We start from the raw sequence: 13,875 nt of genomic DNA, 5'->3' as shown, positions 1-13,875 counted from the left end.
CTAAACAACCTATATATTTTATTATTGATGACACTATTTCAGAGAAGACAAAGCCCTCGTCAAAGGCTATAAATCCAATTCAAAAGTGTTCATTCCATAATTCTCATTTAAAAGGTAAAAATGTATATGGTCATCAAATATTAGTTTCTTTACTATCGTGTGACGGTTTAGTTCTTCCATATTCAATTGATATTTACGATAAAGAATCTATGAGTAAAATAAAATTAACTCAAAAATTAATTGCTACACTTCCTAAACCTGAGAATAAAGGTTATGTTTTATGTGATAGTTGGTATAGTTGCAAAGATATTTTTAATTCCTCTGAAAAAGCTGGTTATGGTTATATTGGTGCTTTAAAAACTAACAGAGTTATTTTCCCAGAAGGTCATAAAAGATTAGGAATAAAACTTCATCAACTTGCTACATCATTAAATATTGAGGATTTTGACCTTGTCACCGTTAAAGATACTCAATATTATATTTACAATTATGTTGGCAATTTGAAAGATAGAAGCAATGTTTCTATTATTTTAAGTTATCCTAAAGATGCATTTCAAAAAGATAAAGCATTAAAAGCCTTTATCTCATTAGATCAGACCTTAAATCCGTTAGATACTTTAACTCAATATACTGACCGTTGGGCAATTGAACCATTCTTTAGAGATTGTAAAACTTACTTAGGTCTTGATGGCTATCAAGTGCGAAGTGAAAAAAGTATCAATAGATATCTTGTAATAATGCTAGTAAATTATACTTACTGCAAGATATATTCTAAGGGTTCTTATCACTTTAATACCGGATATAAAGCTGCTAAGAAAGATTTAGAAAAATCTAAAGTTATATATATTTACGAAGCTGCCGCAAGCGGTACGCCGATAGAAGAAATTTTTGAGTCATTAAAAATAGCTTGTTAAAGTTCATTTTTTATTTAACTGTAAAATTATTCAAGGAAAACTGCACTATTATAGTTTAATGTTATAAAATGTATGTTAGCCATAAAAAAAATTATATCTAAAGATATAAATGCAAAAAGAGCTAACTTACCTATGTATTAGGTAAGTTAGCTCATGCCCTTCATGGTAACACGCTCATATTAATTAATTAAATTTTATCATATGTATTCTCAATTGTAAACTTATAATTTTCTTAATAAAAGCGTTTTATAAATTGTACCATTAGACCATATCGCTAATTCTTTAAAGCCTAAATCGATTCCTAATTATACATTTGTTGATTCTTCTTTAATTTCTTATTGCTCTATGTCAACTTATATCTACCAATATTTATTATCGTAACTTATTATTGTATTACTATATTTAAGTACATTCAATTTAATGTTAGAAGATAAATCTTTATAATATTTACTCTCTTCATCTTTACCTAAAATGTTAGATATTTCGGACAATAATTGTGTAGAATATGCAAAATACATTGTGGCAACCTGATTTGCTGTAATTTTAGCTGATAGCATAGGATTTGGACTGCCATCTTCATTTACAAGACTTGGAGTTAACCAGTCTCCATAATGAAATTCCATATTCCATAAATACTTTTCACATTTTTTTGAATTACTATCCACATTGGATTTGCATCTTTCCTCAACATAGCCAATCCACTTTTTCATCATTTCATAATTATCTTTTAAAAAATCTATATCTTCATATTGTTTATAAAGATGATATGGTATTATAATACAAGCATCTGACCATCCTGCAGCACTTATATTTCCAAAACCAATACTTAACATATCATCTGATTCTATCCATGGTATAAGCCCTAGAACCTGTCCATTTTCATATTGATCTAATCTCATATTTTGAAGCCATCGCTTCATAAAATTATCTATTTTCATATTAAATATGGCTGTTGGAGGATAATAATTTGGCTTTTTTATATATAAATAAAGCTATATTAGTCTAAATCTAAACTAATATAGCTTTTAAGCATTTTACTATAATTATATTAACATATTACCATTAAAACGGTAATTTACCACTTTCCTTAAATCTAATTACAACTTTATCTATCTCTAATCCATTTGCTCCGAAGTATAATTTTATATAATGATTTACTCCAAATACAAATCCTAAATCTCTAGTTTCTGTAACCCATCTTCCTTCAGTGCCCCTAATAGTTATAGTTGTTTTTAACGCATTATCATAATAAACAGATAATGGTAATTGAGCTAATGGTCCTTGTTCTGACTTCATTGTTACCTCAATATCATATAAACCTAATTCATTAAGAGAAATACCAAATACCTCTGAACTTCCCTTTTTATTATTAAATTTACTTCCATCAATAATTACATCATTAGTTTCCTTATCTGCGTAATAATAAACTACATTCTCCGCTAAAATATCATTGTCATCTACTTTATTAATCTCATCTAATTCTTCTTTACTAATGCGGCCTAATTCATGAAGCATGGAAGGAGATTTCATTATGAACCTTAAAATATTTTTTGCATTTCTTTGTAAATCACTTCTAGTAATTTCACCAGATTCTAATTTTTCCTTAACATTATCATTTTCTGGATTTAATTCAGAATTAGATACACACATATATATATCATTTTGTGCTGCTACCATAGGTGCTTTATTTTCTCTCTTAGACTTTTCTCCTTCAATATTAGCTTCTGCCCACCAATCAGTCATAATTATTCCATCAAATCCCCATTCTTCTCTAAGAATTTTTGTACATAAATCATAACTTCCAGCTGTCCAAATACCATTTACTGGATTATAAGTAGTCATAACAGAACGTGCTTTACCTTCTTTAACGGCAATTTCAAACCCTCTTAAATATATTTCACGTAAAGCTCTTTCTGATACTATAGAATCAACAAGACGTCTTGATGCCTCTTGATTATTAGCACAGAAATGCTTAATAGTAGGTGCTGCTCCATTTTCTTGCATTCCTATTACTTGAGCTGCACTTATTTTACCTGTCACTAATGGATCTTCTGAAACATACTCAAAGTTACGCCCATTTAGTGGATTTCTATGAATATTCATACCTGGTCCTAAAAGTGAATCTATTTTATTTTTACGAAGCTCTAATCCTGTCATAGTATAAAGTTCTTTTACTAATTCCTCATTAAATGTACATCCTAATGCAGTTCCATTCGGTAATGAAAATGCCTTAGTTCCACAGTCCATACGTATTCCTGAAGGTCCATCTGCACAACATGCAACTGGTATTCCAAAATTTCTTAATTCATCTGTAAGACCACCAAATGCTGCTGCAGTACCAGGTGTTACTTTAGGACTACACATTCCTTCACCACGGAACATATAAATTAAATCATTATCACTTAATTGTGCAACGAATTCATCTAAAGATACTTTTTTGTCAAACACATCTCCAAGCTTATATCCTTTATTACCTGTATAATTTATTTCTTGTTCACGTTCTGCCTTCATTCTTAAATATGGATTTATAGTTCTTTTTGGAACATCATCTCTTGAAATTTCATAATTTCCATCTTCATTAATAACTGGCTTAATACGTTCAAATGAAACTGTTGGTGCATATGCTTCCTCTAGCTTTTCAATTGCAGTAAACTCTTCATGATACTCTCCAGAAACTATTGCACTTCTAACATCTGAACCAATATAAATCTTGTAACATCCCGATTCTAATACATAAGATGACTTATATCCTGTTACTCCACTATCATCATAAGATGCAATATAGTACTTAGGAATTTTCACTGTTACTTTTTCACTTTCACCTGAATTAATAACATTTGTTTTTGTAAAACCTACTAGAGATCTTAATGGCTTTCCAAGTTTTCCTTGTGGTGCTTCTATATAAACTTGTACAACTTCCTTTCCTGCCATTTCTCCTTTATTAATAACATCTACTTCAACAATAATTTCTTTATCTGTAACTTCTAAAAGCTTTCCTTTAACCTCAAAATTACTGTAAGATAGTCCGTAACCAAATGGATACATTACCTTATCTTTAGCAAATGATTCGAAATAACGATATCCTACATATATATCTTCCTTATAATAATTTCTTTCTTCATCTCCAAAATTTTCAGTTGATGGATAATCCTCAATATTTCTTGCAATAGTATCTGTTAATTTTCCACATGGATTTACCTTACCTGTTAGTACATCAACAACACCATTACCACCTTCTTGTCCACCTTGCCATACATAAAGAACAGAAGAAGGATTATATTTCTCTACCCATTTCATATCTATAATATTACCTACATTTAAAATTACAGCTGTTCTTTTAAATGCCTTACTAACTTTTTCAATCATACTTTCTTCTTCTTCAGTTAAAAGATAACTTCCTGGTTCATTTTTACTATCTTGATCTTCTCCTGCAGTTCGTCCTATTATAACTAATGCAATATCTGCATCTAAAGCAGCTTTCACTACTGAATCTGAAAGACCCATTTCTTTTTGAGACCAAGGTACATTTCCCCACCCCTTACCTTCATCATAAGGATTCTCTTCAATCCAGTCTTCATATACTTTTAATAGATTTTCATCTAAAGTTATATCTTTATATTCTCTTAAAGCATCTAAAATACTAACTATATATCTTGTATTAACAAGACCTCCTGAACCTAATCCACTTTTATAATAATTAAAAGCACTTCTGCCAAATACAGCTACCTTATCACCATTTCTAAGTGGAAGTGCCTTATCCTCATTTTTTAATAACACACAACTTTCTGCTGCTGCCTGCCTTGCTATTTTTGCATATTTTTCTAAATCCAATGTATATTGTCCCATAATATCCTCCATCAATTTAACTCTCATTTTTATCTATACATATATTGTTAATTTCTTAAACACTACCTTATTTCAATCTCATTTTAAGAAATATTTTCTATTTTTTATATCACTTTTCACATATTTATATCACTTTTCACAGATATTTTGTGATATAATGTAAACAATTAAACAAAGGACTTTATAAGCAATTCTTTAACTGTTTAAAGGAGTATTTAAAATGATAGAACATGACATTCAGGCTGATTTTTGTAATTTATTATATAAAAACTTAGAGATGCAAACTATACATCCACCTTATGAGCAGGAGCTTAGAGAATTACACTGTATAGAAAATGGTGACTTAGAACTTTTAGAAAAAACCATTCCCCAAAGCTATGATGACTCATATAACGCAATTCTTGCTAAAAATCCCATTCGTCACATTAAGAACTTAGGTATTGTTGTAGTTACTCTAGCTTGTAGAGCTGCAATTAGGGGCGGAATTGATCCTGAAATATCTTTTTCTTTAAGTGATACTTATATTAATAAAATAGAAAGCTTAGATGATTATAATTCTATAGAAAAATTAATGCGTCAATCACAATATGAATATGCCAAATTAGTTAATGATTTTAAAAATATATCAAATAAAAGTATTGGCAAAAATCAAAATCTCTATATAGAACAATGTAAGAATTATATTTTTTCTCATCTTCATGATAAAATAAAAATTCCTGAAATAGCTACTGAATTATCATTAAATCCTAATTATTTATCAGTACTATTTAGAAAATACGAGGGAATTTCTATTAAAGAATTTATAATTAATGAAAAAATTGAAGTAGTAAAAAAACTGCTAATACACTCTGACCGTTCTTATCTAGAAATTGCTACTTGCATGAGTTTTTCTTCTCAAAGTCATCTTGAAAAGCAATTTAAAAAAATAACTGGCATTACTTTACGTCAATATCGTGAAAAATATTATATAGAAAAAATGAGCTGTTAGATTTAATATTACTTTATAAAAATGGGCCTCCTAAAATTTTATATGTCCCATTTTTATAATCTATTTAATTTTAAAGTACATAAAATCCACAAATCCACTACCTTCATAAGTAAAAGATGTTGTTCTCTTTCATATACCCCATCTCCAGGGAATATATTCTCTAGCCATATCTATTAACTTTATCTTCTATATGTATAATTTTATCATCTAGCTATAAAAAATTTAGCCTTAATGTTTAGCCAATCTACTGCGTATTTTTAATACATTTTTAACTTTTTTAATTATAACTATTATTAAAAGATTAAAATTTTACAGTTCTATAACTATTACTTCTATTAATAAAAATCATAATTAAAATATTATATATGTCAATCGCTTGACATATATATTTTTTGTATTTATACTCTAGTTATAGAAAACGATTTGGAGGTAATAATGTTTAACTTTAGTAATACTATACAATTCCATGATAAAACTAATGATGTATTTACAATTGGTGAATTATTAGTAGATATGATTTCTGATGATTATGATACTAGTTTTAATTGTAATAAATACTCAAGATTTTTTGGTGGTTCACCAGCAAATATAACTATGAATATTAAAAAACTTGGCGGTAATCCAGTTATAACTTCATGTGTAGGAAATGATGGATTAGGTGATTTTTTAATTAATCACCTAAAGAAAAATAATATTAATACTGAATTAATTAATAGAGTTAATAACTCAACAAGTATGGTTCTTGTAACTAAAAGTAAGGAAACTCCACTACCTATTTTCTATCGTAGTGCAGATTATAATTTAGAATATAATTCTCAAATAGATTTAATATTAAAAAATAGTAAAATAGTTCATTTTTCTTGCTGGCCTATTTCTCAATCAAAATCAAGAAAAATGATTGAAAAAGTTATTGAAGAAGCTAGAAAAAGTGATGTTATTATAGGCTTTGATCCAAACTATCATGAAATGATTTGGGAAAAAGGACATGATGGAATCCAATATATAAAAAGCCTTTTAAGCAAAGTTGATATTATAAAACCTTCTGAAGTAGATGCTGAAAGAATCTTTGGACCTGATACTCCTGAAAATCATGTGAACAAGTTTATTAAATGTGGTGCAAAACTTGTAATAATGACTTTAGGTAAAGATGGTGCAATAGTTTCAAACGGCAAAGAAACTATTAAATTTGAAACACTAGCTACTGAAGTTGTAGATACAACTGGAGCTGGTGATGCTTTCTGGGGTGGATTCTATACTGCTATTACTAGCAATTATACTTTAAAAGAATCTTTAAATATAGGATTTGCAGTTAGTGCCTTTAAACTTAAACATGTAGGTGCTATTGCAGAATTACCTTCAATAGAAGAATTAAAAGCACTTTATAATATATAGTAAATTAAGAGGAGATATAAAAATGGCAGTTAAAAACAAAGTTCAACTTATAACTTATCCTGATTCTCTTGGTGGAGATTTAAAAGCATTAGATAATGTACTTACAAAATATTTTCCTAATACCTTTCAAGGTGGTATTCATATACTTCCTCCCTTCCCTTCATCAGGAGACAGAGGATTTGCTCCACTTACTTATTTAGAAATAGAACCTCAATTTGGTACATGGGAAGATATACGTAAAATTGGTGAAAAACATGATATTCTTCTTGATTTAATGGTTAATCATATTTCTAAAAACTCAGTATTCTTCCAAGATTTCTTAAAGAATGGACAAGATTCTAAGTATGCAGATTTATTTATTACTCTAGATAAAATATGGGCTGATGGTAAACCTGTTCAAGAAGATATAAATAAAATGTTCTTACGTAGACAAGTTCCTTATTCAACATTTGATATAAAAGGTAAAGATGTTTCTGTTTGGACTACTTTTGGTAAGGAAACTCCATCTGAACAAATTGATCTTGATATTAACTCTAAATCAGTTAAAGCATTATTAAAGGAATTCTTTGAAAACTTCCATAAAAATAATGTTAAAATTGTAAGACTTGATGCTGTAGGATATGTAATAAAGAAACTTGGTACTAGCTGTTTCTTTGTTGAACCTGAAATATATGACTTCTTAGATTGGGTATCTGATTTAGCAAAATCTCTTGATATTGATTTACTTCCAGAGGTTCATGCCCATTACACTACTCAATATAAATTAGCTAAATACGGAAATTATATTTATGATTTTATTTTACCTTATACTATTTTAAGTACATTAGTTAATAAATCTAGTTCAGCACTTACTTCATACTTAAAAGATAGGCCTTCTAATCAATTTACAATGTTAGACTGTCATGATGGTATTCCTGTAAAACCTGACTTAGATGATTTAGTATCTACTAAGGATGCTAGAAAAATAGTTGATCATTGCTTAGAACATGGTGCAAACTTAAGCTTAGTTCATTCTGATGCTCATAAGAGCCCAGACGGATTTGATGTTCATCAAATAAGATGTTCTTACTATTCTGTTCTAGGTTGTAACGATGATGCTTACTTAGCTGCAAGAGCAATTCAATTCTTTGCTCCTGGTATTCCACAAGTATACTATGTTGGATTATTAGCTGGCGAAAATGACATTGAGAATGTTACTCGTACTGGAGAAGGTCGTGAAATTAATAGGCATAACTTTACTTTAGATGAAATTGATAAGGCATATAATCAAGATGTTGTTCAAAGATTACTTAAGTTAATTGACTTTAGAAATGAGTATCCTGCATTTGATGGTGAATTTACTGTTGAACCTTCAAATGATAATGAAATTATCTTAACTTGGAAAAAGGCTGATAAATACTGTACTTTAAACGTTGATTTAACTACTAGTAAGTCAACAATTAAATATATAAATGATGATGGCGATACATCATTATACCCCATTTAATATATACGAACAAAAGAAGCATTTTTCTTCCTAAAAATGCTTCTTTACTTATTTTTACTTCATTTTGTGCTATTCCTAACTACTAATTCTACAGGCACTATAATTTGCTTATCTATTTCTACATTAGTATATTTAGTATCTATTAATTCAACTGCTAATTTAGACATCTCTTTAATTGGCTGATGTATAGTTGTAATAGTTGGAGTAGTTAATTTAGATATTTCCACATCATCAAATCCAACTAATTTAATGTCTTGTGGAATTCTTATATTTAATTCATTACAAACTTGGATAACTTGTGCTGCTATTAAATCACTACTTGCAAATATTCCATCTATTTCTTTTACTTCAGCAATTGTATCTTTTATTGCTTCATAATAATCCATTTGATTATATGTATTTATATCAAACTTTTTAATATAATATTTAACACTATTTTTGATACATGTATCTATAAATGCTTTTTCTCTATTATCTGCAGGCATTTCTTCATCAATTACTCCACTAAAGTGCAATACTTTTTTACATCCACACTCTATTAAATGTTCTGTTGCAAGTTTTCCACCTTGATAATTATCACACTGTATTCCTAGTTTTCCTTCTTCAAAGTTTTTCTCTAATAAAACTACTGGTATATCTCCAGTATTAATTTTATTTGATTCAACATTTCCACTACATAAAACTATTCCAGCAACTCTATTACTTTTACACATATCTAAATATTGCTTTTCTTTTTCAGCCTTTTCCTTACTATTACATAAAATTATTTTATAATCTTTTTTTGATGCTTCATTTTCTAAATTACTTATTAATTTTGCAAAGTATGGATGTGATATATGCGGTACTATAACTCCAATTGTATTACTTTTTTGCTTTGTTAATGAACGAGCTATTTCATTAGGTTGATACCCCAATTCATCCATAGCCCCATAAACTTTATTTCTAGTTTTTTCACTAATATATCCTCTATTGTTAATAACACGTGATACAGTTGTTGGTGTAACACCTGCTAATTTTGCAACATCTACTATTGTCGCCATATCTTAATCACCTATCTTCTTTATGCATTATTTAATTATAAATAATAATTGCCTTACAGGTCAATTAAATATATTAATTTTAAAATACCTGCACTCCCAATCTCATTGCTAGATATATTATATATTTAAATTCAAAAATAAACACATTTATTAATAAAAAACTTATTAATGAATGTGTTTATTTTTTATATTTTAAACTTATTATTTTTTCTTTCTAGAAAGAAATGCTCCTGTAGTAGCCATTAATGTAGCAAATATGCTTATAGCTACAGATGAAGTACCACCAGTGTTAGGTAGTTTACCGCTATTTGGCTTAGAATTAGATCCTGGTTTACTTGGCGTAGTTGGCTTTTCTGGAGTAGTTGGTTTCTCTGGAATAGTTGGATTTTCTGGCTCAACCGGAACATCTATATTACTATCCTTAATTATATTAATTGTTGAATAACTTCCTGAAGTAGTAAACTCTCTATCTTTTCTATCAATTACTTTAACATCAGATAAAATAGTTAAGTCATTTTGAGCTTCTCCAATAGCTTTTAATGTTATTATAACATCAGTTAATGCATTTTCATTTATATCAGATAAATTTATAGTTAATAATGATCCATCAACTGAATGATTAACTACACTTAAATTTTCATTATTAGCCTTAACAGAAACTACTTCAAAGTCTGAATTATTAAAGTTAACCTTTAATGAGTAGTTATCTGATTTAAGTCCATCAATATCACTTAAAGAAAGTTTAACATCAACTTCTTCAGAAGCTTTAACTTCTCCATTATTAGTAGAAGTACTTACCCCTACTGAAGTCAAATTAGTTATACCAAATCCATAGTTATAAGCATTTTCACCAGAAATTATAGCACCAGTTTCATCAACTTGTGGAATATCAACTGGCAATGTACCTTGTGCTTCAGCTCCACCAAAGATAACTTCCATTGCTGCAGGGATATTTGGACCAAATGATTGAGTCGGAGTTAATCCTCCATCAGCTTCAGTTGGATCCATTCCCTTATATCCATAAGCAATTACTTCAGCTTTGGCATTTTTATGAGCAGCAACATCATAAGGTTTACCAACACTTACAATTACAGAATCTTTATTAAGTTCATTAGCATAATCAACTATAGCTGTTGGCCCTGCAGTAATCCAATGATTTACATTTAAATGAGAGAAGTTACCCATTTCTGATATTACTACAACATAATCAGCTTTATCTATCTTAGCCTTTAATTCATCAGTTAATAAATTACCATTTGAATAACGATGAGTATCTATTTTTACAGAATCCATTTTACCTTCAGCAATAAGTCTAGTAACTCCAAATTTCATTCCAGGAAGTTCATTATCATATGGCGCTATAAGCAGAACATTTTGTCCTTCTTTAGGATTTAAAGGTAATATATTATTTTCATTTTTTACCACAGTAATAGCTTCAGCTGAAATTTCTCTTTCTACAGCTCTATTTTCATTAGAACCAACAATAGTTTTAGCATTAGCTATCTTTTCATCAACTGTTCTGGTATCATTATTAACATTAATTATACCTCTATCTATTTTTAACTTAACTATTCTTTCAACAGAATCATCTATTTCAGATATAGTTAACTCACCACTTTCAACAGCTTCTTTAATTCCATCAACTATTGCTTGTAATTTAGAAACATCAGCACTACTTCTTAGGATTGTAGGCATTAATGCTATATCAACACCAGCTTTAATAGCCATTTTAACAGTTTCCACTTCACCAAAGTTCTTAGAAATAGCATCCATATTAAGAGCATCTGTTATTATTATTCCATTATACCCCATATCTTCTCTTAAAACTCCAGTTAATACATCATCAGATAAAGTTGATGGTATACCAATTTCTTGACCATCATTTTTAGAAATAACTGTATCCCTTTCTATTTGTGGTAATTGAACATGAGCAGTCATTATCATATCAACTCCATTTTCAATTGCCGCTTTAAAAGGTTTTAATTCTATCTCTTTAAGCTCATCATAACTTTTATCAACTACTGGTAGCCCATAATGAGAATCCGTTGCAGTATCACCATGACCTGGGAAATGTTTAGCTGCTCCTGAAACTCCTTGTTCCTGAATACCATTTATCATTTTAATTCCAAGCTTACTAACTAAATCAGCATTACTTGAGAATGATCTTAAACCTATAACTGGATTTGCAGGATTATTATTAACATCTAAAGAAGGTGAAAAGTTAACGTTAATCCCTAATGAATTTAACTCTTTTCCTATAACAGAACCTGCTCTATAAGAACTTAATTCATTTTTTGTTGCTCCTAATGCCATATTTCCAGGTAAGCTTGTACCAGTTCCAAGTCTCGTAACAATGCCTCCTTCTTGGTCAACTGTTATTAATAGTGGTAAATCATTAGATTCATCATTTGCAATAACTTGTTGTAAATCATGAGTTAATTTTGTAGTTTGTTCTGTAGTTTTAACATTTTGAGCAAACAAAATAACTCCACCTAAATCAAAGTCATCTATAATTTGTGCAACCTCTGCATTCATTGTAGTAAAGTCAGAAACTGCATCTTCTCCATCCATTTTCCATTGTCTAAAGTCAGGCATTAGCATTTGTCCAATTTTTTGTTCAATAGTCATTTCTTCTACAATTGCCTTAGCTTGTACAGTTGAATCAGCTGCATAAGTAGTTGTAACATCTCCTAATATTACTGAACTTGAAATTAAAGCTGCCATTATCATTGCCATAATTTTATTTCTCTTCATAATTAAATCTCCCCTTTTTTTAGCCATAGCTCTTAATAACGTTTACATATTTTATTTTACATCATTTCCCATACAATAATCAATATATATTTCACTTTCAATAATTTATTTTGAAATTTCATTTCATCCTCTTTATTATTTTAATATTTTCTTAATTAATCACCATAAAAATATTAAAAAAGGAAGAATTCACATTTTAACTCCCCATTTATTAATAATAATCATAAGTTAATTTTAAATAACACTTTCCATTTTTATTTACATCTTATAACTATTTTATCTATATCTAATCCATTTGCTCCAAAGTATAGCTTTATATAATGATTTAATCCCCAAATTCCACCTAACTCTCTTCTTTCTGTTATCCACTTTCCTTCTGTTCCTCTAATTGTTATAGTTTCTTTTAATACATTATCATAATATACTGATAATGGTAATTGAGCTAATTCACCTTGTCCTGATTTCATTGTTATTTCAATTACATATTCACCTAATTTATTAAATGTAAGTCCAAATACTTCTGAGCTTCCCTTCTTATTATTAAAGTTACTTCCATCAATAATTATATTATTAGTTTCTTTATCAGCTTCATAATAAACTATATCTGTACTTGAATCACCATTATCCTCAGGAACATTAATTTCTTTTACTTCATTATCACTAATACGCCCTAATTCATGAAGCATTATAGGAGATGCCATTATAAACTTTAAAATATTCTTTGCATTTCTTTGCAAGTCGCTTCTAGTTATTTCACCAAGTTCTAATTTCTCTTTAACATTATCATTTTCAGGATTATAGGTAGTCATAACCGATTTAGCTTTACCTTCTTTAACTGCAATTTCAAATCCTCTTAAATATATTTCACGAAGTGCCCTTTCTGATACTATTGAATCAACCATACGTCTTGATGCTTCTTGATTATTAGCGCAGAGATGCTTAATTGTTGGAACCTTTTCTATTGCAATTTCATAATTATCTTCTTCATTAATAACTGCCTTAATACGTTCAAATGACGTTATCGGAGCATATACTTCTTCCAACCTTTCTACTACAATAAATTCTTGATTATATTCTCCAAAAATAGTAGTATTTCTAATATCAGAACCTACATGAAATGTATATATACCTTCTTCTAAAATATAAGAAGATTTATAGCCAGTTACTCCACTATCATCATAAGAAGCAATATAATACTTAGGAATATTTACTGTTACTTTTTCACTTTCACCAGGATTAATTATATTTGTCTTTGCAAATCTTACAAGGCTTCTTGTTGGCTTCCCAAGTTTTCCTTGTGGTGCTTCTACATATACTTGTACAACTTCTTCTTTAGTTAAAAGATAACTTCCTGTCTGATTTTTACTATCTTGATCTTCCCCTGCAGTACGTCCTATTATAATTAAAGCTATATCCATCTAATTCATACTTACTCATATATATCCCCCATAAATT

General features: G+C 28.9%; 9 protein-coding genes. 4 read left to right on the top strand and 5 right to left on the bottom strand.

Annotated elements, in window-relative coordinates:
* Positions 1–914: transposase (locus HCG76_RS02840; protein WP_221701801.1), on the top strand; the 914-nt coding region annotated here is incomplete at its 5' end.
* A 359-nt stretch (positions 915–1,273) separates the two neighbouring features.
* Here HCG76_RS02840 and HCG76_RS02835 read toward each other — a convergent pair.
* Together HCG76_RS02835 and HCG76_RS02830 are read right to left on the bottom strand one after the other, a co-directional pair.
* A complete protein-coding gene (locus HCG76_RS02835; RefSeq protein WP_294175204.1) occupies positions 1,274–1,894 on the bottom strand; it encodes an alpha-L-rhamnosidase-related protein in 621 nt (206 codons plus the stop codon).
* A gap of 82 nt (positions 1,895–1,976) precedes the next feature.
* The gene (locus tag HCG76_RS02830; protein ID WP_221698895.1) at positions 1,977–4,760 is read right to left on the bottom strand and encodes a glycoside hydrolase family 3 protein; all 2,784 of its coding nucleotides are present in this window, start codon (positions 4,758–4,760) and stop codon (positions 1,977–1,979) included.
* Between the two features lie 220 nt (positions 4,761–4,980).
* Between HCG76_RS02830 and HCG76_RS02825 the strand changes: the two genes are divergently transcribed.
* The 3 genes from HCG76_RS02825 to gtfA all read left to right on the top strand — a co-directional run bounded on the left by HCG76_RS02825 (position 4,981) and on the right by gtfA (position 8,626).
* A complete protein-coding gene (locus HCG76_RS02825) occupies positions 4,981–5,748 on the top strand; it encodes a helix-turn-helix domain-containing protein (protein WP_221698896.1) in 768 nt (255 codons plus the stop codon).
* A gap of 435 nt (positions 5,749–6,183) precedes the next feature.
* Entirely contained in the window at positions 6,184–7,140 is a 957-nt protein-coding gene (locus HCG76_RS02820) for a carbohydrate kinase family protein (protein ID WP_221698897.1), read from the top strand.
* Between the two features lie 22 nt (positions 7,141–7,162).
* On the top strand, positions 7,163–8,626 hold the full coding sequence (gtfA, locus tag HCG76_RS02815) for a sucrose phosphorylase (RefSeq protein ID WP_221698898.1): 1,464 nt from the start codon (positions 7,163–7,165) through the stop codon (positions 8,624–8,626).
* 59 nt (positions 8,627–8,685) lie between these two features.
* Here the strand turns inward: gtfA and HCG76_RS02810 are convergent, their stop codons facing one another.
* The 3 genes from HCG76_RS02810 to HCG76_RS02800 form a co-directional block, all read right to left on the bottom strand.
* On the bottom strand, positions 8,686–9,666 hold the full coding sequence (locus HCG76_RS02810; RefSeq protein ID WP_221698899.1) for a LacI family DNA-binding transcriptional regulator: 981 nt from the start codon (positions 9,664–9,666) through the stop codon (positions 8,686–8,688).
* Positions 9,667–9,867: 201 nt separating this feature from the next.
* Positions 9,868–12,420, bottom strand: a complete 2,553-nt coding sequence (locus HCG76_RS02805; protein ID WP_221698900.1) for a glycoside hydrolase family 3 N-terminal domain-containing protein — start codon at positions 12,418–12,420, stop codon at positions 9,868–9,870.
* Positions 12,421–12,674: 254 nt separating this feature from the next.
* Positions 12,675–13,838: a fibronectin type III-like domain-contianing protein gene (locus HCG76_RS02800; protein ID WP_221698901.1), complete on the bottom strand. Its 1,164-nt coding sequence runs from the start codon at positions 13,836–13,838 to the stop codon at positions 12,675–12,677.
* Between the last annotated feature and the right edge of the window lie 37 nt (positions 13,839–13,875).

The sequence above is a fragment of the Clostridium sp. K13 genome, from assembly GCF_019734195.1.
Lineage (GTDB): Bacteria > Bacillota > Clostridia > Clostridiales > Clostridiaceae > Clostridium.
The sequence above is the reverse complement of the archived record's forward strand: the minus strand, read 5'-3'. Positions and strand labels throughout refer to the sequence as shown.

What these genes read in the sequence shown, in the direction of transcription:
- gtfA (WP_221698898.1), top strand. Translation starts at nt 7,163, where the DNA reads ATGGCAGTTAAAAACAAAGTTCAACTTATAACTTATCCTGATTCTCTT.
- HCG76_RS02820 (WP_221698897.1), top strand. Translation starts at nt 6,184, where the DNA reads ATGTTTAACTTTAGTAATACTATACAATTCCATGATAAAACTAATGAT.
- HCG76_RS02805 (WP_221698900.1), bottom strand. Translation starts at nt 12,420, where the DNA reads ATGAAGAGAAATAAAATTATGGCAATGATAATGGCAGCTTTAATTTCA.
- HCG76_RS02830 (WP_221698895.1), bottom strand. Translation starts at nt 4,760, where the DNA reads ATGGGACAATATACATTGGATTTAGAAAAATATGCAAAAATAGCAAGG.
- HCG76_RS02810 (WP_221698899.1), bottom strand. Translation starts at nt 9,666, where the DNA reads ATGGCGACAATAGTAGATGTTGCAAAATTAGCAGGTGTTACACCAACA.
- HCG76_RS02800 (WP_221698901.1), bottom strand. Translation starts at nt 13,838, where the DNA reads ATGGATATAGCTTTAATTATAATAGGACGTACTGCAGGGGAAGATCAA.
- HCG76_RS02825 (WP_221698896.1), top strand. Translation starts at nt 4,981, where the DNA reads ATGATAGAACATGACATTCAGGCTGATTTTTGTAATTTATTATATAAA.